This is a genomic window from Nocardioides sp., from assembly GCF_044226765.1.
Classification (GTDB): Bacteria; Actinomycetota; Actinomycetes; order Propionibacteriales; family Nocardioidaceae; genus Nocardioides.
In genome coordinates this window covers 318323-342244 of the sequence record NZ_JBGAGJ010000004.1, presented here as the reverse complement: position 1 = coordinate 342244, position 23922 = coordinate 318323, and the positions used below count along the sequence as shown (strand labels likewise).

At 69.5% G+C, this 23922-nt stretch carries 22 protein-coding genes; 14 read left to right on the top strand and 8 right to left on the bottom strand.

Translation table 11 applies throughout. The features are described from left to right. The first annotated feature begins 45 nt into the window (after positions 1-45). Positions 46-1839, top strand: a complete 1794-nt coding sequence (gene gcl, locus ACILRH_RS11710; RefSeq protein ID WP_395693456.1) for a glyoxylate carboligase — start codon at positions 46-48, stop codon at positions 1837-1839. 6 nt (positions 1840-1845) lie between these two features. After that, the gene (locus ACILRH_RS11705) at positions 1846-2994 is read left to right on the top strand and encodes a glycerate kinase (RefSeq protein WP_395693454.1); all 1149 of its coding nucleotides are present in this window, start codon (positions 1846-1848) and stop codon (positions 2992-2994) included. 402 nt (positions 2995-3396) lie between these two features. On the opposite strand, the gene ACILRH_RS11700 is transcribed toward ACILRH_RS11705, so the two are convergent. Together ACILRH_RS11700 and ACILRH_RS11695 are read right to left on the bottom strand one after the other, a co-directional pair. Further along, a complete protein-coding gene (locus ACILRH_RS11700) occupies positions 3397-3654 on the bottom strand; it encodes a hypothetical protein (RefSeq protein ID WP_395693452.1) in 258 nt (85 codons plus the stop codon). Between the two features lie 447 nt (positions 3655-4101). After that, entirely contained in the window at positions 4102-4437 is a 336-nt protein-coding gene (locus ACILRH_RS11695) for a rhodanese-like domain-containing protein (RefSeq protein WP_395693450.1), read from the bottom strand. A gap of 220 nt (positions 4438-4657) precedes the next feature. On the opposite strand from ACILRH_RS11695, the gene ACILRH_RS11690 reads away from it, so the two are divergent. From ACILRH_RS11690 to ACILRH_RS11680, 3 genes are all read left to right on the top strand, one after another. Then, positions 4658-5110 (top strand): MarR family winged helix-turn-helix transcriptional regulator, encoded by a 453-nt coding sequence (locus tag ACILRH_RS11690; protein WP_395693448.1) that lies wholly within the window; start codon positions 4658-4660, stop codon positions 5108-5110. Between the two features lie 330 nt (positions 5111-5440). Then, positions 5441-5584 carry a hypothetical protein gene (locus ACILRH_RS11685; protein WP_395693446.1) on the top strand — a complete coding sequence of 48 codons (144 nt, stop codon included), beginning with the start codon at positions 5441-5443 and terminating at the stop codon, positions 5582-5584. Between the two features lie 29 nt (positions 5585-5613). Further along, positions 5614-6066 (top strand): hypothetical protein, encoded by a 453-nt coding sequence (locus ACILRH_RS11680; RefSeq protein ID WP_395693444.1) that lies wholly within the window; start codon positions 5614-5616, stop codon positions 6064-6066. A gap of 114 nt (positions 6067-6180) precedes the next feature. Here ACILRH_RS11680 and ACILRH_RS11675 read toward each other — a convergent pair whose 3' ends face one another. Continuing rightward, a complete protein-coding gene (locus ACILRH_RS11675; RefSeq protein WP_395693592.1) occupies positions 6181-6360 on the bottom strand; it encodes a hypothetical protein in 180 nt (59 codons plus the stop codon). Here ACILRH_RS11675 and ACILRH_RS11670 point away from each other — a divergent pair. Then, entirely contained in the window at positions 6274-6795 is a 522-nt protein-coding gene (locus tag ACILRH_RS11670; protein WP_395693588.1) for an RNA polymerase sigma factor, read from the top strand. The two genes, ACILRH_RS11675 and ACILRH_RS11670, sit on opposite strands and share 87 nt — an antisense overlap. Then, positions 6771-7370, top strand: a complete 600-nt coding sequence (locus ACILRH_RS11665) for a hypothetical protein (RefSeq protein ID WP_395693443.1) — start codon at positions 6771-6773, stop codon at positions 7368-7370. Before ACILRH_RS11670 ends, ACILRH_RS11665 begins: the two co-directional genes overlap by 25 nt. Positions 7371-7455: 85 nt before the next feature. Here ACILRH_RS11665 and ACILRH_RS11660 read toward each other — a convergent pair whose 3' ends face one another. The 5 genes from ACILRH_RS11660 to ACILRH_RS11640 all read right to left on the bottom strand — a co-directional run bounded on the left by ACILRH_RS11660 (position 7456) and on the right by ACILRH_RS11640 (position 14141). Next, a complete protein-coding gene (locus ACILRH_RS11660) occupies positions 7456-10272 on the bottom strand; it encodes a BTAD domain-containing putative transcriptional regulator (protein WP_395693441.1) in 2817 nt (938 codons plus the stop codon). 196 nt (positions 10273-10468) lie between these two features. Beyond that, positions 10469-10867, bottom strand: a complete 399-nt coding sequence (locus ACILRH_RS11655; protein WP_395693440.1) for a PaaI family thioesterase — start codon at positions 10865-10867, stop codon at positions 10469-10471. Positions 10868-10937: 70 nt separating this feature from the next. Next, positions 10938-11141: a hypothetical protein gene (locus tag ACILRH_RS11650; RefSeq protein WP_395693438.1), complete on the bottom strand. Its 204-nt coding sequence runs from the start codon at positions 11139-11141 to the stop codon at positions 10938-10940. Between the two features lie 469 nt (positions 11142-11610). After that, positions 11611-13767 (bottom strand): MMPL family transporter, encoded by a 2157-nt coding sequence (locus ACILRH_RS11645; protein ID WP_395693436.1) that lies wholly within the window; start codon positions 13765-13767, stop codon positions 11611-11613. Between the two features lie 74 nt (positions 13768-13841). Beyond that, complete coding sequence (locus tag ACILRH_RS11640) at positions 13842-14141, bottom strand: hypothetical protein (RefSeq protein ID WP_395693434.1); 300 nt, start codon at positions 14139-14141, stop codon at positions 13842-13844. Positions 14142-14576: 435 nt separating this feature from the next. Between ACILRH_RS11640 and ACILRH_RS11635 the strand changes: the two genes are divergently transcribed. From ACILRH_RS11635 to ACILRH_RS11605, 7 genes are all read left to right on the top strand, one after another. Further along, positions 14577-14843: a YegP family protein gene (locus tag ACILRH_RS11635; protein WP_395693432.1), complete on the top strand. Its 267-nt coding sequence runs from the start codon at positions 14577-14579 to the stop codon at positions 14841-14843. Positions 14844-15013: 170 nt separating this feature from the next. Next, positions 15014-15526, top strand: a complete 513-nt coding sequence (locus ACILRH_RS11630) for a hypothetical protein (protein WP_395693430.1) — start codon at positions 15014-15016, stop codon at positions 15524-15526. A 177-nt stretch (positions 15527-15703) separates the two neighbouring features. Then, on the top strand, positions 15704-17155 hold the full coding sequence (locus ACILRH_RS11625; protein WP_395693428.1) for a hypothetical protein: 1452 nt from the start codon (positions 15704-15706) through the stop codon (positions 17153-17155). A gap of 226 nt (positions 17156-17381) precedes the next feature. Then, positions 17382-18200 carry a dienelactone hydrolase family protein gene (locus ACILRH_RS11620; RefSeq protein ID WP_395693426.1) on the top strand — a complete coding sequence of 273 codons (819 nt, stop codon included), beginning with the start codon at positions 17382-17384 and terminating at the stop codon, positions 18198-18200. After that, a complete protein-coding gene (locus ACILRH_RS11615; protein ID WP_395693424.1) occupies positions 18197-19078 on the top strand; it encodes an NAD(P)-dependent oxidoreductase in 882 nt (293 codons plus the stop codon). Before ACILRH_RS11620 ends, ACILRH_RS11615 begins: the two co-directional genes overlap by 4 nt. Positions 19079-19107: 29 nt before the next feature. Next, positions 19108-20094 (top strand): GlxA family transcriptional regulator, encoded by a 987-nt coding sequence (locus tag ACILRH_RS11610; RefSeq protein ID WP_395693423.1) that lies wholly within the window; start codon positions 19108-19110, stop codon positions 20092-20094. A 60-nt stretch (positions 20095-20154) separates the two neighbouring features. Further along, the gene (locus ACILRH_RS11605; RefSeq protein ID WP_395693421.1) at positions 20155-23919 is read left to right on the top strand and encodes a SpoIIE family protein phosphatase; all 3765 of its coding nucleotides are present in this window, start codon (positions 20155-20157) and stop codon (positions 23917-23919) included. Positions 23920-23922 lie beyond the last annotated feature (3 nt).

Below are 23922 nucleotides of genomic sequence, written 5' to 3'. Positions count from 1 at the left end.
CCTTTCCAAGAGCTCAATACCTTCGAACTAGTTGGGACTCCATCCATGGCACGCATGACCGCTGCTCGCGCTGCAGTCGAAATCCTCAAGAGGGAGGGAGCCACTCAACTGTTCGGGCTCCCCGGTGCAGCTATCAATCCCTTCTATGCGGCGATCCGGGCCGAGGCGGCCGAAAACGGCGGCGGATCGATCAAGCATGTCCTTGCCCGCCATGTCGAGGGAGCTGCCCATATGGCAGAAGGCTTCACACGAGCAGTGGCGGGCAATATCGGCGTCTGCATCGGCACCAGCGGCCCAGCAGGGACAGACATGATCACGGGTCTGTACTCCGCGGCCGCGGACTCGATTCCCATCCTCTGCATCACTGGGCAAGCACCCGTATCCAAGCTGCACAAGGAGGACTTCCAGGCTGTCGACATTGCCTCGATCGCCGCACCGCTGACGAAGATGGCGAAGACCGTTCTCGAACCGGCACAGGTCCCCGGCGTCTTCCAGCAGGCGTTCCACCTCATGCGCTCCGGTCGCCCGGGTCCCGTGCTCATCGACCTCCCAATCGATGTCCAGGGGACAGAGATCGAGTTCGACATCGAGACCTACCAGCCGTTGCCGGTCTACAAGCCAGTAGCGTCCTTCGCTCAGGTCGAGAAGGTGCTCGACATGCTGCTCGCGGCAGACCGTCCCCTGATCGTTTCTGGAGGAGGGGTCATCAATGCCGACGCAGCAGAGTTGCTCGTTGACCTAGCTGAGTTGCTCCACGTGCCTGTCGTGCCGACGCTGATGGGCTGGGGATCGATGGACGACCGCCACCCGCTGAACGCAGGGATGGTTGGACTGCAGACCTCCCATCGCTATGGAAACGCCACGATGCTTGAAGCGGACTTCGTGCTCGGCATCGGCAATCGCTGGGCGAATCGCCATACGGGGGACCTCGACGTCTACAGGCGCGGCCGGAAGTTCGTCCACATCGACATCGAGCCAACTCAGGTCGGACGCGTCTTCCCGCCCGACTACAGCGTCGTTTCCGACGCCCACGCCGCACTCGAACTGCTGCTCGCCGCGGCACAGGACCGTCAAGCGCGCGGCGCGCTTCGCGACTACCGCGGCTGGGCATCCGACTGCGCGCAGCGCAAGGCAACGATGCATCGGCGCACCGACTTCGACGATGTCCCCGTCAAACCACAGCGTGTATATCACGAGATGAACAGGGCCTTCGGATCGGATGTGCGCTACGTGTCCACCATTGGCCTGAGTCAGATTCAGGCGGCCCAGATGCTGCAGGTTCACCTGCCCCGCCACTGGATCAACGCCGGCCAGGCTGGTCCGCTCGGCTGGACTGTGCCAGCGGCCCTCGGTGTGGCCACCGCTGTCCCGGACGCGCTCGTCGTCGGACTTTCGGGGGACTATGACTTCCAGTTCATGATCGAGGAGTTGGCCGTCGGAGCGCAGTTCGGGATTCCTTACGTCCATGTCCTGGTCAACAACGCATATCTAGGGCTGATCCGGCAGGCGCAGCGTGCCTTCGACATGGACTACTGCGTGCAGCTGTCGTTCGAGAACATCAACGCCCCAGAGGTCAACGGCTATGGGGTCGATCACGTGAAGGTTGCTGAGGGCCTCGGCTGTAAGGCGATCAGGGTCTTCAAGCCAGAAGGCATCCGTCCGGCGCTCCTGGAGGCACAGGAGCTGGCGAGCCAATTGAGGGTCCCGGTCGTCGTCGAGGTCATCCTGGAGCGGATCACGAACGTCTCCATGGGCTTGGCAATCGACAACATCATCGAGTTCGAGGACGTCGATGACCGCACCGGACACAACGATGAAGTCCTCGCACTCTCCGACTAGCTGATCATGCCCACTGTCGTCATCGCGCCCGACAAGTTCAGGGGATCGGTCACCGCAGACGCGGCCGCGCGTCATCTGGCTCGGGGAATGGAGGCGGCGAGCCCGGGAATCACGACGCTCTGCCTCCCCGTAGCTGACGGCGGCGAAGGTACGGTCGAGGCCGCGCTCAGCGCGGGATTCGACCCAGTGCGTGCCCGTGTGCGAGCTCCGCTTGGCGGGTTCGTCGACGCCATCTTCGCCGTGCGAGGGCGAACCGCCTTGATCGAGCTGGCATCGGCTAGTGGTCTCAATCTCGTCCACGGCAAACGAGACCCACTTCGCGCCAGTAGCCATGGGACTGGAGACCTCATCCGCGCTGCCCTCGACAACGGATGTGACGACATCATCGTGGGGCTCGGCGGGAGTGCATGTTCCGACGGTGGCGCCGGCATGGTTGAGGCACTGGGAGGGAAACTGCTCAATGAAGCTGGCGGTCGAGTGGGACCAGGCGGCGCGGAGCTTGCAGGCATCGCCAAGCTCGACCTGTCGGGCTTAGACGGGCGGCTCGGGCTGGCGAAGATCCGAGTCGCCTGCGACGTGGACAGTCCTCTGCTCGGTCCGCGTGGCGCCGCGCAGACATACGGCCCACAGAAGGGTGCCGACTCCCGCAGCGTGGCAGTCCTCGAAGCGGCAATGGCTCATTGGGCGGACGTGGTGCACGCGGCCATCGGATCAGAGCATCGATTCCGTGAGGGAGCAGGGGCAGCAGGGGGAGTCGGTTTCGCTTGTCTGGCTCTACTCCGGGGCCACCTGGCTCCCGGGATCGAGACCATCCTCGACATCGTCGAGTTCGACGGCCGGCTCGACAGTGCAGACCTGGTGGTTACGGGGGAGGGATCTCTTGACGATCAGACGTTGAGAGGTAAAGCTCCGGCCGGAGTGGCGCGGGCTGCGGGTCGGAAAGGCGTGCCGGTCGTAGCAGTAGCAGGGGTCTCCCGCCTGGCTTCCGCTGATCGTCGACGCCTGGGCATCGAGAGGCTATATCTTCTCTCCGCTCTCGAACCAGATCCGGAGCTCAGCATGCGCCATGCCCCGGAGCTGCTCACCCGCGTGGGCCGACAGATCGCCTCAGACTTCTTCCCAGCGCCTGCTCGCGAGTTGCGCAGGCCGTCGTGATCCGATCCGGCCCTGGTTGGCGAATCGGTCAGGCGTCTGACCGACAGGTAGCTCGTCACCATCGGATGCCGCGTGGTGAGCGGCAGCGAGCGGGAACAGTCGGGTTGCGTGATGGCGAGCAAGAGAACGCCATGCCGGTGGTCCACCTGATGGTGTGCGCTCTGGGCGTGATTCGTCGGCTCCTGCCTTCGAAGAGGTCGATCCACTGACCCATGCAAGAGTCGGGGTGGGCGGGCCGCTCATGACGCCCCGCCCACCGGCTCGTCCGACCGCGCAGGACTGCTCAGAGTTGAGCTTCACTCCGGTGAGTTTCCTGTGCAGGACGGCACCGCGGACCACAGACAGTCCGAGCGCGCGGAGCCGCCGGGTCGATCGCCCCCCGAGACCTTGTCGGCACGGCGCTCACAGGTTGCAGTAGCGGTTCAGGTTCACCAGTGCGCGATTCGCTCGGTCGGTCGCATAGTCCCAGTACGAAGGGCTGGTCGTGTATCGAGCCTCGTAGGTCCAGAAGTCGTAGGCGTCTTGCTGGGTCTGGCAGTACTTGTTGACCGGCGGAGTCGCCTGCGCAGAAGTGGCAGGCACAACAGCCGCCAGGCCTGCAACGACGGCCGCGAAGGTCAGCAGCGCAAGGCGGCCGGATGCGGCACGGGCAAGAGACATAGGTTGCTCCTCACAATGTTCTCGGACAGTCGTCTGCCAGCGGACCTCGATGGGTCGATCGAGAGCTGGCTGGCGCCAGGCTGTCGGCCGCACCTGTCGTGACCCTGTCAGTCGGGCCGCTGCCTGCGAGTCGATGGGACGCGCTCGCGACTCGGATCGCAGATGAGTCCTTGGCCGATCCGTCGTTTGAGCGGCCTTGCCGGCTTGCGGGCGCAACAGGATGGCGGTTGGCCCGTCCGCGACCGTCGACACGCGAACCCCGTGCATTCGCGGTCAGTGCCACCTTGTTGCTGAGTGCCCTGGGCTCGAGCGCCCTGGCCATGAGCGTCCCCCTCGAACTCTCTCCCCGTTCAGCCGACCTGAACTGCGACACCGGGGCTCCCCAGCGACGCAGCCGCTGAGGAACCCCGGGCGAGGCATGGAAACACTGCGGTGGTCGGCCCGACGTCAGCGCCCCGGCCCAGTCTCGGTCGGGAGTCCGGCTCCGACCCAGTCCTCGATCCCGTCGCGGTACTTCCGGACGTTGGTGTAGCCCGCCCTCTCCAGCAGGCCAGCAACAGCCTGGCTGTTGTTGCAGGAGGCATTGGAACAGTAGGTGACGATGGACGCCGTCTTGTCCGGGAGAAGGGTGGGCGCCTGTGTCGCCACATCCGTGTCGACCAGGTTGAGTGCACCGGGCAGGTGCTGCTGCTCGTAGTAGGCGGCCGGGAGCGCGTCGAGAACGACGACCTCGCCGGCTTCGATCGCCGACGCGAGCTCGTCGCGAGAGATGAGTGCTGTCATGACTGTCAGTTCTCCTGAGGTGTGGTGATCGCGGCCCTGACCAGGAGCCGGTGATGTGGATGGTCGCGTGCGCCGACCAGCGACGGTGCGATGCGCACGGCGCAGTAATCTGTGCGCACGCACATATTATCCGAAAAACGTGCGTACGCACGCATTTTCATGAGCCCGCTCCGGTGAGTCACCTCACACTCATGCGGTTGTCCGCCATAGGCTGGGGGAGATGTCGACTACCAAGCTCGCGGCGGAGGCCTGGGGCTCGGTGTTGCGTGCGCACGCCGTGCTGGTGCCGGAGATGGATCGCCGTCTCCACGAAGACGGCGGGCTGCCGCTGAGGTGGTACGACGTACTGCTGGAGCTCGCGAGTGCAGACGACCAGCGCCTCACCATGGGACAGCTCGCCGAGCGCGTGGTCCTGAGTCGGACGCGGGTCAGCCGCGTCGTGGATGAGCTCCAAGCCGCCGACCTCGTTCGGCGGGACGTGAACGAAGCAGATCGTCGGTCGTCCTTTGCCGTTCTTCTGCCGCAGGGACGGCGTGCCTTCGAGGCTGCCGCCCCGGTCTACCGCCGACTCATCAGGGAGCTCTTCGGACACCACCTCGACAGAGCCGAGATGGTGGTCGTCCGGGATGCTCTCGGACGCGTTGCGGCAGACCAAGGCTCAGTCGGCACCTGACCTGCTCCGGGTGCGACAAGACTCCTGATCGTGCGTATGACCGACCGACGGAGAAGCGTCCGCTGAATCCCGCTCGGGCGACAGGTTCGTGCCAGCCGGCTCCCGGATGCTCCCAGAGGTCCGCTGGTCCCGTGGGAAGGTGTCCTCTTGTTCCCTCCGAGCACTTGTCCGAGCTGGCGCGGTTTCGGCCGTCGAGCGAGACCGAATCTGCCTCAATCGAACTCCCGTCAACGTTCTCGGGGGCGGGGTCTCCGTTGTCATGACAACGTCACCCGCCAGCTTGCTCGACGCCATGGCAGATGCCGGGCAGGAGCGGACACCCCGATGGGGGTGTCGCTCGAGGTCCGCCGCCGCTTCGAGGAGTTCATCACGGCGAGCGGTGCTCCGAGGAACGATGCCGAACGCGCACAACTGATCGCGGTCGCCAGGTACGTCGTGGGTGCATTCGGTGCGCTTCTGCCGGATTCGCCGTGATGTCAACCCGCCCGACCTGCGAGGGCGTTATGGAGGGCATGACCACAAACACGATTCGACGCATTGGCGCCAGCCTCCTTGTCACGACTGCGGCCGTTGCCGCCCTGTCGACCACCTCACCAGCCAACGCCATGAAGCCCGATGTGATCAGTCCCGTCCTCGACCATGGTGCCGCGACGACCTCCGACACCCGGGCCACCGAGCAGGCGATCGCCGACTGCATGGCGGCTCACGGGTTCGAGTACGTCCCAAACGTCAAGACCGTGACCGTCACCCCCGTCATCGGCGAGGAGCACATGGCCGTCGTAGAGCTCGAGGGTGGAACTGACCCCAACGAAGCCATCATCAACCAGCTCAGCGTGTCGGAGCGAGTCGCCTACAACTTGGCGATGTGGGGACCCGACACCGAGGTCGACGCCGACGGCTTCATGGTTTCGGGACCGGGCAATTCGATCGGGGCTGACGCCTGCGCGCTGGCCTGAGCGCCGTCCGTGCCGGCACGTCGTCGACGTGCCGGCCCGGACGCACTTGCTCGCTGGTCCCTACCCATCGACCCCGGAAGTGCCCACGTGCCAGCAGCAAGGCCCAACACCCGATCAGTCGGCGACCAGGACCTGCCGGTCGACCGGCTGATCCCGGTCGACGACCAAGATGACTTCGATGACTTCGCGCGAGGGTTCGCGGACCGCCTGCTCCGCATCGCCTACGTTCTCGCCGGCAACCTGCATGACGCCGAGGACCTCGTGCAGGTCACGCTCCTGCAGACGGCCCGGCACTGGCACAAGGCGAGGACAAGTCCGCACGGTTATGCCCGCACGGTCCTGGTCAACGCATCCAAGGATCGCTGGCGTCATCGAGGTCGGAGACCGGCCGAGACCCGGCTCGACGGCGATGAGTCTCTGGCGCATGCGGGCGCTCCGGACGGCGCGATCGAGCAGCTCCTGGAGCGCGACCTGGTCATCCGGGCCCTCCGCAGTCTTCCGCCGCGACAGAGAGCGGTCGTTGCTCTCCGCTACCTCGAGGACCTCAGCGTCGAAGACACAGCGGACGCCCTCGGCTGCTCCACGGGAACGGTCAAGACCCAGGCGTCTCGCGCGCTTCAGCGACTTCGGAGCGAGCTCGGACCGCTCATGGGTCAAGTTCCCAGCAACACTCCCGCACAACCCCCACACCGAGACGGACCACCATGGACATCGACGACCAAGAGCTGACCCGCATCCTGCGGGCGGCTGTGGAGGAGAGCACTGCCTCCCTCCACTACGCCCGCCCGCTTCCGCGAGTAGCCACGCGTGGCCGACGGCCCCTGGTGCCGGTGCTTGCGGTCGCGGCGGCCTCTGCCGCTCTTGCTCTTGCCTCCATCCCAATCGTCGCCGACACCCTCGGGCCCCATCAGGAGCTGTCGACCGAGAGCGAGATCTCGGCCGGCCGCATCATCGCCAACGATCAACAGGCCCTCGACGGCGCACTGTCGGATCCCGCAAGGCTCCAGGGTCAGCCACAGAGCTCGACCCCTGCCACCCTCGGCACACCGGGAGCGACGCCCGAGGCGCCGTTCCCAGTTGAGGTCACCGTCGTCACGAGCGTGCCGAGCCAGGCTGTTCGCTACGAGGCCCTCGACGGCTACGACGGAACGCACGTCCGAGGATGGGTCAGTACCGATCCTGCTGCTGGCGGCGTTGTCTGGCTACAGGACGACGGAGGTCTCGTCACCGAGATCACCGCAAGGCATGTGGGGAGCGGTGAGGTCCTGGCCTCCCTGCTGCTGGACTCGGTCTCCACCCCCTGACAGCGGGTGTCGCGGTCCTCGGGGATCAATCGATCCGAGAGGGGACACACGGGCCCCGTCCTGGCGCTGTTCTCCTGGAGTGCCTTCAGCGGTTGGTTCCCATGGCCAGGTCTGCCTGACGCGTCAGCGTGGCGAGGTGACGTCCAAGCTCGACCGAGCCGTCCGGCCAGGCGATCGCAGCCCAGGGTGCTGTCCGGGCCCGGGCCCGCTCGAGCCGCGACGTCTGCCACGGCTGCAGCACCTGCTCGTTCCTGAGCAGCAGTTCCGTAGCTCCAGCAAGCAGCTCGGCTGCCTCGGGCCGGTCGAGGTCGCTCAGCGCACACGCCGCCCCAGCGAACGCTTCGGCCGCGAAGCGATCACCGAGCGCCTCGCCGTACGCCCACAAGCTGCCCGTGAATCCGAGCCAAGCGGAGGCCGGGTCCCCGCACAGGAGCTCGGCCCACGAGGTGTTGAACACCAGGAACGTCGGTACCGCCTCGGGGTTCATCTCCCCGGCCGCCCGTCGAAGCAGGGTGAGCGCCTGGGTGGCGTCGCCAATCTCCATCAGTGCCAGGGACACGTTGGTGGCAACCGATGCGCGCGAAGCCGGATTGCCGCTCCCTGAGGCGCGAGACCATGCCTCTTTCGCGGACACGCGGGCTGCTTCGGCATCGGTGGAAGCCTGGACCAGAGCGAGGATCCCGTACGCATCCGCTTGACGCTCCTGAGTGGCCTGAGACGCCGCAGCCACCGCACGCTCGCCGGACGCAGTCGCTGCCTCGAGATCTCCGCTCTCGAAACGTTCGAGAGCGGAGATGATGTGGGCCGTCACGAGCGAAGCGGTGTCATTCTCGGCTTCCAACACAGGCAGGGCTGCGGACAGGTCTCGCTGGGTTCCGACGGGGTCGTGATGAACGACGAGGTGGGCCCGCATCGTGCGAAGCCGAGCCTCGTCCAACGGCGACAGCAAACCGGACGTCAGTACCTCCTCGAGCCATCGCGCACCCACCGCAATCATCTCGATGAAGCCCCAGTATCGCGACAGAGTCATCGCGATCGGCCCGACGGTTGCCCTGTCCCGGTCCTCCAGACCGCTACGGAGGGCGGCGAGGTAGTCGGGATAGCGGTATCGCATATCCAGGAGCATCGCTTCACTGCGAAGCTCACCGCGCCAGCGCTCGGCTGCGTGCCAACGACGATGCCGTGCTTGAGCATCGGCCAGCTCATTTTTCTCGTCGAGTCCAGCGGCGGCGAGCTCGCGGACTGCCGTGGGGAGGCGCAGGACCAAGCCAGGGCCCTCGCGTCGAGCCTGGACCAGGCCCTCTCGCACCAGGGCACGGGTGGTGTTCTCCACGTCGTCGCAGTCCGGACCGACAACCGCGCGAGCAGCGGCCAGGTCGAACGAACCACTGAAGACACCCAGTCGTCTCAGCACCTGGCGGTGTCCAGGCGGAAGCCGATCGACACTCCACAGGATCGTGTCGCGCAGCGTCCGATGCCGCTCTGGCCTTCCCGCGTCAACCGACGTCAGTTCGATCGGTTCCTTCAGCACGTCCTCGAGCTCGGGTAGCGCGTGGGTCCCCGCGTAACCTGCCAACAGCTCGAGGGCGAGCGGCAGCCCATCCACGCGGCGGGCGAGTCGGCCAAGCAGCATCAGGTCTTCCGAGCCGATGTTCTCCGCGGGAGCGAGGTCGGTGATGCGCTCGTTCAGCAGCCGGACCGCATCCGACGCCGCGACCTCGCTGAGGTCGGCGTCTTCGGCGGGAACGGGAAGCGGCTCGAGTGGCACAGTCGTCTCTCCGACGATGCCGAGTGGTCGACGTGACGCAACGAGAAGTCGTAGGGAAGGGCACCGGGCGAGCAGCTCACCCGCCACCTCCGCCACCGGCTCCATGCTGCGCTCGGCCTCGTCGAGTATCAACAGAGATGGCTGAGGGCCGAACTCCTGGACGAGGGACCCGAGGGGATCGTCGATGTTCAGACCGACCTCCAAGGCCTGCCCGATGGCCTCGACCAGATCACGGCGCGTCAGCGGTCCAGTCGTACCAAGGTCGAGGTAGGCGACCTCCCGGTCGTCGTGAAGCGCTTGGTGCACCTCGCGCAACAGTCGGCTCTTTCCGACACCGCCGAGGCCGGTGACAACAACTAGCCGACGCTCGGAGAGCATCTTCAGCGTCGTTGCGAGCTCGACCTCGCGGCCCACCAGTGGCGTGGTGGGTGCAGGGGGTGCGGGTCTGAGCCTTCGGGTAGGAGAGCGGCGCGCTGGTTCCAGCGTGGGGTCTTGGGCGAGCATCTGGCTGTGAAGCTGCGCGGTCGATGCCGAAGGGTCGATCCCGAGCTCGTCCCGGAGCATCAGTCGGAATCGCTCGTAGGTCGCCAAGGCTTCGGCCTGGCGCCCCGCACGCCACAAGCCGAGCATGTAGAGCTCGTGTGCCCGCTCGTGCAGCGGCTCGCGCTCCACGAAGTCACGCGTCAGACGAACCACCTCGTAGAGATCCTCCGCCTCCCCGCGCTCCATGAGCAGCTCGGCTAGGGCCTGGCTCGCCGCCGACCGCCATTCACCCAGCTTGGCGACCTCAGCGGCAACCAGGTGGTCCGTCACATCCGCGTACGCGCGATCTGCGCGCCACAGGCCAAGCGCCTCTCGATACAACTGGATCGCCCGGTCGGGGTCCCCCTGACGCAGCCGCTCGGCTCGCGCGACGTGGTCTGAGAACGCGGATTCGTCGGTGGTGCCGGCACGAAGGCGGTACCCCCTATCTGTCGTCTCGATCTGGTCGCTCCCGATCGCGCGTCGCAACCGAGCAACGGTCGTGTGGACGACGGAGACGTCGAGGGGGAGGGCCTGGTCGCCCCACACGAGGTCGAGGATGACCTGGGGGTCGACCGGCTGATCGCAACGCGCGAGGAGGAGGGCGAGCACATCGCGCCCTCGCTGTCCCTTCGGCGTGCGGTCCTCCTCAGGGCTGCCAACCATGAGATGACCTAGGACCCGATACTCCACATCACCATCGAATCATGGCTCGAGGCACCGATGCTCCGCGCCCGGTGGCGCGCCGTCGCAGCCTTGGTACACGGCTGCCCACGGTGGCGGGTGCGCTCCCCAAGCCAGGTTCCGGTCACCGTGCCGTGACCCGCCCTTGGGCGACGGCGCAGATCCCGTCGTGGCTGTTGATCTCGACCCGACAGACCGCAGTTCGCTCCGTGGATGTCTCCACCAACGCGATTGCTCGCAGAGGGCCGGTACGCGCTGGTCTCATGTACTCGATGCTGATGCCAGAGGTCAGGACGTTCGGTCCCAACACGCTGCCCGCGGCGAAGGTGATCGCGTTGTCTGCTAGGTAAGCAAGCACGCCACCGTGGGCGAACCCGAACTGCTGACGCAGGTCGCGATCAAGGTCCAGCTCGAGCTCTGCTCGGCCGTCGCCGAACTGAATCAGTCGGGCACCGAGAAGGATGCTGAAGGTCTGGGCTGCGAGGACCGCGCGAGCCTCGTCGAGCGTAGGGCGAGGAGTCATGGTTGCATGCTGTCGGCCCGTCCTATCACCGCTCTGTCGCGTGGTGAACTTGCTCAACTGCGCGGGCTGACTAACACCGGTGTGGCAGCTTGCCGGGCCGCTGGGCTGGGGTGGCAGCGGCCGCGGAGAGCACCTGGCTGGGTGATCCGAGCTCGCCGGCCTTCGTGCGGGTCGTCTCGAATTCCGACGCGTACTCGCCCTGCGCGATCGACTCGACCATCGCCCGCGCCTCGCGTTCACGCAGGTCCCGGGGGTACCTACTGGGACGTGCCACGACTTCATCTTCTTCCAGTTGATGAAGCTTCCGGACATCCCGGGGCGGTTGAGTTGGCGCGGCCATAACCGGGCTTGATCGCCCTATGGATGCGGGTCACCCACGGTCCGAACAACAAGGCGTCAGGCACTGATCGAGCCGGGCAGGTGCATGGCCCCCGGGTACGCCGCCACTCTCGCCGAGATCGACACCGAGTGATGCGGAGCAGCAGGCCGAGCTCACGCAGATCGGCCTGAGGTCCGCGAAAAGTCCGCGAAAAGTCCACGAAAACGGCCGGTCCTGCCCAGTTCCAGCCGGTCGCAACCGGGCCTTGGTCGCAGTGTTTGTGCAGGTCAGCGGGCTGCTGTACGCGGGACAGGACCTGTTCCAACCGACAAGAATAGGTCGTCGGTTCGATTCCGACAGGCGGCTCCATGTGATGTCTCCGGATATCGGAAACCCGGTGAACCGACAGGTGCGCCGGGTCTCGTCATTCTCGAGTGGTGACGGGTACCGCCGACAGCTCCTTGGGGGCCTTCTCGTCCTCGTGGCCGGGCCACCAGGCCTTGTGGCCGAGCAGCGCGGTGATGCTGGGCGTCAGGAACATCGACATCACGAACGCGGCGATGAAGATGCCGAACGAGAGGGCGAAGCCCATCGACATCAGCAGGCTGTTGCCGCTCAGCATCAGTGAGGCGAAGGTGCCGGCCAGGATGACGCCGGCCGCGGCGATGGTCGGGCCGGCGTGCTTGATCGCCTCGGCCGCGGCCGGCCTCGGCGCCTTGCCCTCGCGTGCCTCTTCTCGCAGTCGGGCGATCATCAAGATGTTGTAGTCCGTGCCGAGAGCGGTCACGAAGAGGTAGATGTAGATCGGCAGCATGAAGATCAGGCCGTCGTCGCCGCCGATGTGCTGGAAGGCGATGACGGTCGCACCGAGGGTGGCCGCGAAGCTCAGGCCGACCGCGGCCATGAGGTAGAGCGGTGCCACCAGGCTGCGCAGCAGCAGCGCGAGGATCAGCATGATCACGAGCGCGGCGACGGGGAACACGACCTTGTAGTCGCGGGCCATCGCGGTCTGCAGGTCGGCGAAGATGCCCGGCGTGCCGCCCACGAAGGCCTCGGTGCCCTCGGGCGCGGCCTCGTGCGCGGCATCTCGGATCGGACCCTTGACGTCGGCGAGCGCCTGGTCGGAGACCGGGTCGCTGTCGAGCACGAGGCTGACCTGCGCGGCCGTGCCGTCCTCGGAGAGCTGGCCGGGGTAGACCTGGGCGACGCCGTCGGCCTTCGCCAGGGCGTCGGCGAACGCCTGGAGCTCGCCCTGGTCGATCGGGCCGTCGTCGGACTTCAGGATCACCGGCACCGGCTCGGTGGCGCCGGCGGCGAAGTGCGCCTGGAAGGTCTTCAGGCCCTGCGTCGACTCGACGTCGTCGGGGATGCTGGAGTTGAAGTCGAACGACGGGTTGAAGCTGAACGCGAAGACGGCGAGCACCGCGAGGATGCCACCGGACACCAGCGCGAACACACCTGGTCGGCGGCCCAGCGAGTCGCCGATCCGCGCGAAGCGCGCACCCGTGGGCTCGTCGCGCCACTTCTTCGACGGCCAGAACAGGGCGCGGCCGAGCACGGTCACGACAGCCGGGACCAGCGTCAGCGCGGCCAGCAGCGTCACGAAGACCGCGATCGCGAGCGCGGGGCCGATGGCCTTGAAGATGCCGAGCGAGCTCAGCAGCAGCGCCAGGAAGGCCACGATCACCGCGCCCCCGGCGGAGGCGATCGCCTCGCCGGCACGCTCCAGCGCGTGGACGACCGAGGACTTGGTGTCCTCGCCCTGCCGCAGGCGCTCCCGGTAGCGGAACAGGAAGAACAGGATGTAGTCGGTGCCGATGCCGTAGAGGACGACGACGAGGATGGTCTCGATCGAGGAGTCGGCCTTGAGGTCGAAGACCTGGTTGGCCCAGCCGATCAGGCCGGTGGCGACCATCGACACGATCGTCACCACGACGATCGGCATCAGGCAGATGATCACGCTGCGGAAGATGATCGCGAGCAGGCCGACGATGAGCACGACGGTGGCGATGCCGACGATGGTGAGTGCCTGGTCGCCCGACTCCTGCGAGTCCAGCCCCTGCGGCACGGTCCCGGTGGTCTGGGTGGTGAGGTCGGTGCCGTCGGTCAGGTCGGCGAGGTCCGCGCGCATCGCCTTCGCGTCGTCGAAGGCCTGCGGGTCGTAGCCCGTGGCGTCCTCGGCCAGACCGACGATGCCGAGCTGGACGAGGCCGTCCTTCGAGACATTGGGCTGGCCGTCGGGGCTGGTGGTGACGACCTGCTGGACGAAGGTCTTGTCCCCGAGCTCGGGGCCGAGGTCCTCGGCGATCTGGTTGACCGTGGCCTGGTCGTCCTCGGTCAGCGGCTCCCCGTCCTCGCGCTGGAAGACGATGATCGCGCCGGGGGAGGTGGCGCCGGGGAACGCCTCCGACTGGATCGTGTAGGCCTGGATGGACTCGTAGTGGTCCGGGAGGAACTCCTCCTGGTCCTGGGTGGTCTCGAGGGCGGGCGCGAGAGCCACGACACCGACGGCGATCACCACCCATGCGGCGATGACGAACCAGGGGCGGCGGGACGTGAGACGACCAAGAGCTGCGAACACGTTGCGTGAGCCTACCGACGGCCCTGGCCTGGATGCCTCCGAGTCCCCGCGTAGGCCCGGCCGCCCGCCGCCAATCAGTCCCGCCGCAGGTAGGTCCGGAGCCGGTGCGCGGTGGTCTCGGCCGTGCGCTCCACGACCTCACGGTCAGCACCGGCCCGGATCAGCAGCGCGGCGACGTCCTGGCCGAGTGAGTGGAACAGGGGGATGACCTCCCACCGCCCCAGTGCCCGACCGGCAGCGAGGCCGAGGACGGTCGGGTCGTCGGTGATCGCGGTGATCTCGCGGACGGCGTCGGCTTGAGGCGTCCTCGCAGCGATCAGCCGCCGGGCGGTCCGTTCGAGCAGGTTGACGGTGGGGTCGCGGTGACGTGCCATGCCTCACCAAGCCCTTGCGTCGTGTCGGGTGCTGGACATCAGCCGTCACCCGCGCGTCCCGAGGCAGGTGACCGGACGTGTGGTTCTGCCGGTGGGCGGAGGTGTGGGGTCGACAGCCCACCGGCAGTGCCCGAACGCTAGGGCGCGGCTCGGCGGTGACCGGCGAGTAAGCGATCCACGTCACATCCCGACGCACGCCGGGAGCCGCGGTCACATCCGGTGCCGGGGCGGATGCGACGGCATACCTGCGGTCCAAGGAGTCCTGCGTCCGCTTCCTTCGCGCCTGCCCCGGACGAGGCCGGAGATGGTTCGCCGTGTATGCGGTCCGTACCACTGAGCCGCTCGGCCGGCCGGATCCACCGGACGTCCAGCGTCGTTGTGAGGTGGATCTCTTACCCGCCGGTCACCACCCGCTGGGTCCCTACAGTTCGCGCGGTGCCGGCCGCACTCTCCTCCTTCCTGGCGGCCGGCGCCTTCCCTCTCGGACAGGCCAGCGACTCGTGGGTGGTGACGACCGGCATGCTGAAGATCGTGGCGGTGTTCGAGGTGGACGGGCAGGTCGGCGACCACCGGTGGCAGCTGCTCAACTGGGACGGCGAGGTGCTGGCCGAGAAGGGTGGCTACCTCACCCGCGCGGCCGCTCTGCAGGACATCGAGCGGATCCGCGTCGCCGCGGTCACCGCGAACGTCGTCGAGAGCTGACGGATCGCAGCCGGCCCCGCGGTACGCCGGTCCGCGCGATTCACGAGCGATAGCATCCCGGCGTGGCCCTGCGTGGTGCGGCGATGGCAACTGCGGCAGCGTGAGCCGTGCCGCCGGACGACGCCCAGGTCCCCGTCGGCCGGGCCCGGCTGCGCCGCAGGACCGGGAGCATGCCTCCCGTCCCGGCCGACCTGGTGCTCGCCTCCGACGCCGACGCGCTCGGCGTCCTGCTCCTGCGGTGCTACCGGTCGCTCTCGCTGGTCATCATCGGCCTGGGGATCTGCGTGGCGACCTGGTCCAAGGCGTTCGACGAGGTCGACGCCGACCTCAGCACCCCCGACGGCATCGTGCACGCGTTCGTCACCCCCTTCGCGCCGCTCGCCCTGGGCCTCCTGGTCCGGGTCTCGGTGACGCCGCTGGCGTGGGTGCTGGCGATGCTCTTCGTGGCGCTCAACGATCCGGTGATGTCACCGCCGCCGACGCGTGACACCGCCTGGAAGCGCCTCATGGACCAGCTCCGGATGGCGAGTGCCTACCGGGCGCTGCGGTGGACCAGCTCGGTCCGCGACGCGGCGGTCGGGCGACTCGGACCTCCAGGCCGGCTCCTGGTCTACGCCGACGGGGTCCTCCGCCTGGTCGCGGCGCTCACCATCGCGGTGTGGCTGGTCTCGCTGAGCCTGTGACGGCCCGGGTCGTGGGCGGTGGGGGGCTTGTCGCACCCCTCGGCGAGGCGCTTCCTCAAGGCGGCCGCAAGGTATCGCCACGCTGCGTACAAGGTTGGTTCACGCCTCTACTTGAGGTGGATTCGGTGTGGAACGGTTCTCGTATCCGCTGAATCCGAACCACAGGAGCATCCCGTCATGCGAGCTCGACTCGTCACCGCCGCCGCCGCTGTCGCCACCGCGACGCTGGTCCCGGCGTTCGCCGTCCTCGGCGCCTCCCCGGCCGGCGCCGCGCCGGCCGGGAACACCGGCACCGTGAAGATCTCCGAGGTCGGGGGCGCGGCCGACGAGAGCAACGACCCGCACGTGGGTTGCAGCTTCGACGTCCAGTGGTACGGCTACCAGCGGGCCGCGACCTCCGCGGTCGAGTTCGAGGCGCAGTCGCCGACCAAGGACGTCGACATCACCGTCACCGGACCCAAGAAGGTCGTGCTCGGCGCTCCCGCCGCCGGCAGCCAGCTCAACACGGTCCGCACCTACACCCTGGCCTTCAAGGGCGAGCCGAAGGCCAACCAGGGCTACCACGTCAAGCTGACCACCGAGACCGAGGGCACCAAGGGCAACGACACCAAGACCAAGGTCTTCTGGGTCGGCCCCTGCACCCCCACCACCCCCACCGACCCCGGCACCCCCGGTGAGCCGACCGACCCCGGCACCCCCGGTGAGCCGACCGACCCCGGCACCCCCGGCGAGCCGACCGACCCCGGCACCCCGACCGACCCCGGCACCCCGGGCACCCCGACCGACCCGGGCACCCCGACCGACCCCGGCACCCCCGGTGAGCCGACCGACCCCGGCACCCCGACCGACCCCGGCACCCCCGGTGAGCCGACCGACCCGGGCACCCCGACCGACCCCGGCACCCCCGGTGAGCCGACCGACCCGGGCACCCCGACCGACCCGGGCACCCCGACCGACCCCGGTACGCCGTTCGACTGGAACTGGAAGTACCAGGACCCGACGTGTGCCGGCGTCACGGTCGACTACCCCGCGAACATCCCCGCGGGCCAGGCCAACGACGTCAACGTCCGGGTCCAGACCCCGGCGGGCACCCAGACCCTGAACTTCCACAACAACGAGGGCACCTGGTCCGGCGAGCACGCGTTCAACCTGGCCGACCACGCCCAGTGGGACGCCGGCACCGCGTCCTACGCCATCACCTGGGTCCAGGTCGGTGGCACCAACTACCACTGGCAGGGCACGGTCGCCTGCGTCACCGACGGTGAGCCCACCACCGCCGACGCCCCCAAGTACGACACCGAGATCGACGGCTTCGCTGCCGGCACCACCACCGTGAGCCGCGGCTCGGCCGTGCGCACCGACACCGTGACGGTCTCCGGCGACAACGGCGAGGACCTCCAGCTCCAGGTCTGGACGGCCGGCTCGGCCCGCGGCGCGGACCAGGGCGCGGCCCGCGCCACCGGTCACTGGACCACCGTCAAGACCCTCGCCCGCGCCACCAACGGCAAGGCCCGGGTCTCCTTCCCCCGCCTGACCAAGAAGGGCACCTACAAGTTCCGGCTCGCGGTCGCCACCACGGCCACCTCGACCGGCGACACGACCGCCACGCTCACCGCCCGGGTGCGCTGACCGTGGCGACACGACCGCCACGCTCACCGCCCGGGTGCGCTGACCGGTCGACCACGGAAACGGCCGCGGCCGGTGCCCCTGGGGGAGGCATCGACCGCGGCCGTTCTCTGTCCAGGGGCCTTGGCGACCTGGCGGGATCCCCCTCGAGGTTGGCGATCGTGCCCCACGGCGGGCACCGAGGTGGGGGCGAGAATGGCCGCCCGCCACGCCGCACCAGGAGGCTCTGATGGTCCATCGCCCCGACGAGCGCGACGACGACCTCGCCGACCTCGAGCGGCGCGTCCTGACGACCGACGGCATCGAGACCGTCGTCCACGTCGGCGGACGAGGGCCGGCCGTGCTGGTGCTGCCGGAGATGCCGGGCATCAGCCCGGATGTCGCCCGGTTCGCCCGATGGGTGCGGGACGGGGGCTTCGCGGTGTGGCTGCCGTCGCTCTTCGGCGTCGACGGTGCCTACCCGACCACCGAGCTGGGTGAGCCGATCATCCGGCGCGCCTGCGTGAGCAGGGAGTTCCGGGCGTTCGCCGGGGGCGGGACCAGCCCGGTGGTCGACCGGCTCAGGGCCCTGGCGCGCGTCGCGCACGACGAGTGCGGTGGCCCCGGCGTCGGGGCGGTCGGGATGTGCTTCACGGGGAACTTCGCACTGACCATGCTCGTCGAGCCGGCCGTGGTCGCGGCGGTGGTCAACCACCCTTCCCTGCCCCTCGACGACCCGGGTGGCCTCGAGCTGTCGGAGGCGGACGCGACCGCGGTCCGGGACCGGGTCGAACGCGACGACCTCGACGTCATCGGCTACCGGTTCGACACCGACCGGTGGTGCACGCATGCGAGGTTCGCGGCGTACGAGGCGCTGCTCGGGTCGCGCTTCGACGGTCGGGTGCTGCCCGGAGCGGTCGCGAACCCCGACCCGCCGCCGTTCTTCCGGGACGTGGTGGGGACGCCGCACAGCGTGGTGACCGCCCACCTCGTCGACGAGGAGGGCCACCCGACCGTCCAGGCGCGCGACGAGATCATCGCCTACCTCCGGCGGAGGCTGCTGCCGTGACCGGGACCGCGGTGGGCTTCCTCGGGCTGGGCCGGATGGGCGAGCCGATGGCCGCCCGCCTGGTGCTTGCGGGCACCGACGTGGTGGCGTGGAACCGGTCGGACCCCCCGCTGCGCCGGCTCCAGGAGCTCGGGGCCGCGACGGCCGACAGCCCGGCGGAGGTGTTCGAACGGTGCTCGGTGGTGCTGATGATGCTGGCGGACGCCGGGGTCGCCGACGAGGTCCTCGGCCGCGAGGGCGACCGTTTCGCCGCGCCGGTGGCCGGACGGACCGTGGTGCAGATGGGCACCGTGTCGCCGGAGTCGTCGGCCGTGCTCGGTCGCCGCGTGGCGGCCGCCGGCGGGAGGTACGTCGAGGCGCCCGTGTCCGGCTCCCGGGTGCCCGCCGAGCGCGGCGAGCTCGTCGCGATGCTGGCGGGTGACCCGGACGACGTCGCCCGGGTGCGGCCGGTCGTCGCCCCGATGTGCGCCTCGGTCGTCGACTGCGGACCGGTGCCCCGCGGCCTGGAGACCAAGCTCGCGGTCAACGTCTTCCTCATCGCGATGGTGACCGGGCTCGCGGAGGCGGTGCACCTCGCCGAGTCCAGCGGCGTCGACCTCGGCGTGCTGCAGGCGGTCCTCGACGCCGGCCCGATGGCGAGCGCGGTCTCCCGGGGCAAGATGGCCAAGCTCGTCGAGGGCGACCACGAGGCACAGGCGTCGGTGCGCGACGTGCACTACAACAGCCGGCTGATCCTCGAGCTCGCCGCGAGCACCGGTGCGTCCACACCGTTGATCAGGGAGTGCGCCAGGCTGTTGGCTGGGGCCGAGCGGCTCGGGCTGGGCTCGGCGGACATGGTTGCCGTCGTCGACGCGCTGCGCGAGGGCAGTCCGGCCTGACGGTCGGCGCAGGACGGGAGGAGGGCGGGGTGGAGCAGGACTCGCTGCGCATCGGTGCCCTGGCCTACCCCGGCTGCTTCGCGTCCGAGGTCTTCGGCGTCGTCGACCTGCTGACGATGGCCCGGCACGTCACGCAGACCCACGAGCCCGGGCGGGATCCGTTCTCGACCATGGTGCTGTCGCCGCGCCGGCGCGTCGTGGCCTCGGGCGGGGTGAGCATCGGTGTCGCCGCGGTGCGGCCGGTCGACGTCCTCGTGGTGCCCGGCTTCGACCTGGATCCGACCGAGGACCTCGGCGACCGGCTCGACCGCCTGGGTCCCGAGGTCGAGCTCCTGCGCACGCACGCGGAGGCGGGCACCGCGATCGTGTCACTCTGCGTCGGCGCCTTCCTGCTCGGCGCGAGCGGGCTCCTGGACCATCGCGAGGCGACCACCTCCTGGCTGTTCGCCGACGCCCTCGCCCGGCGTCACCCCCAGGCCCGGGTCGTCCCGGACCGCCTGGTGGTGACTGACCGCGGGGTGACGACGACGGCGGCCTTCAGCGCGATGTTCGACTTCGTGATCGGGCTCGTCGAGCGCCACTGCGGCCGGACCGTCGCCCGGCGGACCGCCCGGATCGCGCTGGTCGACGACAGCCGCACGAGCCAGGCGCCGTACGTCGACGAGGCGCTGCTCCCGGTCCCGGGGTCGTCCTTCGCCCGGCAGGTCCAGCGCCTGCTCGACCAGCAGCTGGCCGAGCCGTACGACCTCGCCGCGCTCGCCGGGCACCTGCACGTGAGCCCGCGGACGCTGCTGCGGCGCTACCGCGCCGAGACCGGCGAGGCGCCGCTTCCCTACCTGCAGCGCCGGCGCGTCCAGCGGGCCCGGAGGCTGCTGGAGACCAGCGACCGCACCGTCACCGACATCCGGCACGCGGTCGGCTACCGCGACCCGGGTGCGTTCGCCGATCTCTTCAGCCGGCACGTGGGCCTGGGGCCCGCGGCCTACCGAGCCCGCTTCCGCAGCGCCCCCGACTGATGTGGCCCGCGGCCGGGCACTGTCGCTAGTGTCGGTGGTCCGGACCGAAGGGCGGAGAGCGTGGCAGCCACCTCCATGCGCGAGACGCTGCGCTCGAGCGGCCTCGTGGGGGCCGACCTCCTGCGCGTCGACTGGTCGGCGACACCCGTGGGCGACCCCGACGCCTGGCCGCTCAGCCTGCGCAACGCGATCCGGATCCTGCTGACGTCGAAGTTCTCGATGTGGATGGCGTGGGGTCCAGAGCTCACGTTCTTCTGCAACGACGCCTACCGGCGCGACACCCTCGGCAAGAAGTACCCCTGGGCGCTGGGCCGTCCGGCGGCGGAGGTGTGGTCGGAGATCTGGGCCGAGGTCAGCCCGCGCATCGAGCGCGTGATGGCGACCGGTGAGGCGACCTGGGACGAGGCGCTGATGCTCTTCCTGGAGCGCTCGGGCTACGTCGAGGAGACCTACCACACCTTCTCCTACAGCCCGCTCGCCGACGACGACGGGGCGATCGCGGGGATGCTCTGCGTGGTCTCGGAGGAGACCGAGCAGGTGGTGGCGACGCGGCGGATGACCACGCTGCGTGACCTCGGCGTCGGGATGGGCACGGCCGGTGACGAGCTCGCCGCGGTCCGCGCCGCGTGCGAGCAGCTCGAGACCAACCCCTACACGATCCCGTTCGTCGCGGTGTACCTCTTCGACGAGGGGGGCGAGCGGGCCGAGCTGGCCGGCACCGCCGGCATCGACGCCGGGCACCCGGCTGCCCCGGAGGTGCTCGGAGCCGACGGGCCGTGGCCGGTCGGCCGCCTCTGGGCCGGTGACGGCGTGCTCGAGCCGCTCACCGGGCGGTTCACCGACCTCCCCACCGGTGCCTGGCAGGTCCCGCCCGAGGCCGCCTACCTCGTCCCTCTCGCCCAGCCGGCCCAGGAGCACCCCTACGGGTTCCTGGTCGCCGGACTCAACCCGCACCGGCCCTTCGACGACTCCTACCGTGACTTCCTCACCCTGGTCGCCGCCACCCTGTCCGCCGCGATCTCGGACTCTCGGGCGATCGAGGCCGAGAAGCAGCGCGCCGAGACGCTGGCCCGCCTGGACCAGGCCAAGAACGACTTCTTCGCCAACATCAGTCACGAGCTGCGGACGCCGCTGACGCTGCTGCTCGCCCCGGCCGAGGACGCCCTCGTCAGCGAGGACGAGCCGCTGCCTCCCCACCAGCGGCAGCGCCTGTCGACGATCGTGCGCAACGGGCAGCGGATGCTGCAGCTGGTCAACACGCTGCTCGACTTCTCCCGGCTGGAGTCGGGCCGGGCGACGTCGAGCTTCCGGCGTACCGATGTCTGCAGCCTCACCGGCGAGCTGGCCGCGATGTTCCAGTCCGCCGCCGACCGGGCCGGGCTGCGCCTCGACGTCTCCTGCCGCGGACCGCTCTGGGCCTGGGTCGACCAGGACCAGTGGACCAAGATCGTGCTCAACCTGGTGTCCAACGCCTTGAAGTTCACCTTCGAGGGCGAGGTGGGCATCCGGGTCGACGCGGACGGCTCGGACGTCGTGCTCACCGTCACCGACACGGGCACCGGCATCCCGGAGGCCGAGATCCCGCACCTCTTCGAGCGTTTCCACCGGGTCGCCGGCGCGCGCTCGCGCACCCACGAGGGATCCGGGATCGGGCTCGCGCTCGTCGCCGAGCTCGTCGCCCTCCACGGCGGTCGGATCGAGGTCGCCAGCACGATGGGCCAGGGCACGACCTTCACGGTCCGGGTCCCGTCCGGCCGCGAGCACCTCCCGGCGGACCAGGTGCACGAGGAGCTCACCGGAGTCGACCCGGTGGCCGGGCCGGCCGCGCAGATGGTCGCGCAGGCGCTGAGCTGGCTCCCCGAGGAGGGCGCCGACGCCGCGGGGCCGACGGCGCAACCGGACGGCGCACCGGACGTCCCGCACCGCCCGCGGGTCCTCGTCGTCGACGACAACGCCGACATGCGCGCCTACATCGCCGACACGATCGGGCGGGACGTCGACGTCGACGTGGCGGCCGACGGACTCGATGCGCTGCACCGGATGGAGACGGCCCGCCCCGACCTCGTCATCACCGACGTGATGATGCCGCGGCTCGACGGGTTCGGACTCCTGGAGCGGATGCAGGCGGACCCCGCGCTGACCGCGATCCCGGTCATCATGCTCTCGGCACGCGCCGGTGAGGAGGGCATGATCGAGGGCCTGGAGGCCGGCGCCGACGACTATCTGGTCAAGCCGTTCTCGGCGCGCGAGCTCCTGGCCCGCGTCCGCGTGACGCTCGCGCTGGACCGCGAGCAGCGGTTGCGCGAGGCGCTCGAGCGCAGCGAGGTGCTGCTCGACCAGGCGCAGCGGCTGGCCCGCGTCGGCAGCTGGGAGATCAACACTGACGACGACACGATCTACGCCTCTCACACGTTCCTGGAGATGCTCGAGCTCACCGCCGAGGAGCTGCAGGAGCTGGGCACCCAGGCGGTCATCCGCTCCCGGGTCCACCCCGACGACCTCGCCACCGTCGAGGCGCGGCTGGCGGAGGCCCGGCCCGGGTCGCTGGTGGAGTACGAGAGCCGGGTGGTCCTGCCGTCCGGGCAGGAGCGGCTCTTCCAGGCGCGCGGCGAGCTGACCCCGCCGCGGACCGACGGCAAGCGCGTGCTGCGCGGATCGTTCCAGGACATCACCGAGCAGCGCGCGACCCAGCAGCGGCTGATCGCCGCCCAGGCGGAGCGCGAGGCGGCGGCCCGCGAGCGCCGCATCGCCGAGGAGCTGCAGGCCAGCCTGCTCCCGGCCGCGGAGTTCGACGTGGAGCAGCTCGAGGTCGCGGCCACCTACCACGCCGGGGTGGAGGGCACCCAGGTCGGCGGCGACTGGTACGACGTGCTCGACCTCGGTGCGGGGCGCACGGCGTTCGTGGTCGGTGACGTGATGGGCCGCGGCGTGCGGGCCGCGGCGGTGATGGGCCAGCTGAAGTCCGCGGCCCGCGCGTTCGCGACGCTCGACCTCGCCCCGACCGAGGTGCTCGAGCACCTCGACACCCTGGTCCAGGACCTCACCGGCGACCAGATCGTGACCTGCATCTACGCGGTGCACGACGCGGTGGAGCAGACGCTCACCTGGGCCAACGCCGGCCACCTGCCGCCGCTGGTGCTGCGCTCGGCGGACGGCGGGGTGGTCCGGCAGGACGCAGAGGCCACGGGGCCGCCGCTCGGCGCGGGGTTCTTCGGCGCGGAGCCGGTGGTCGTCGACGTCACCGACGGGGACGTCCTGCTGCTCTACACCGACGGCCTCGTCGAGCGGCGGGGCGGAGACATCGAGGAGGGCGTCGCCGCGCTCGCCGACCTGCTCGCGGCGTGGGCGGACCGACCGCTCGCCGACCTGCCGGCCGCGCTGGTCGACACGCTGGTCGGCGACGAGCGTGACGACGACGTGGCCCTGGTCGCCGTGCGCGTGGTGCCGGACGCCGGACAGGTCTTCGAGGTCCGCCTGGGCAGCGTCGCCAGCGCCCCGGGGGACGCACGACACGCCGTCAGCGGCCAGCTCGCCCGCTGGGAGGTCGACGACGAGCTGGTCGACCCGATCGTGCTGGCGACGAGCGAGCTGGTGACCAACGCGATCCTGCACGCGCGGCCGCCGATCGACCTGCGCCTGCGGGCCACCGGTGACCGGCTCCTGCTGGAGGTCCAGGACCGCGACCTGCTCCGGCCGCGTCGCCGGCGCCCGCACGACGACGACGAGCACGGCCGGGGCCTGAACATCGTCGAGGCGATCAGCGAGGAGTGGGGCACCCACCGCACGCCCACCGGCAAGACGGTGTGGTGCTGGGTCCGGCGCTGACGG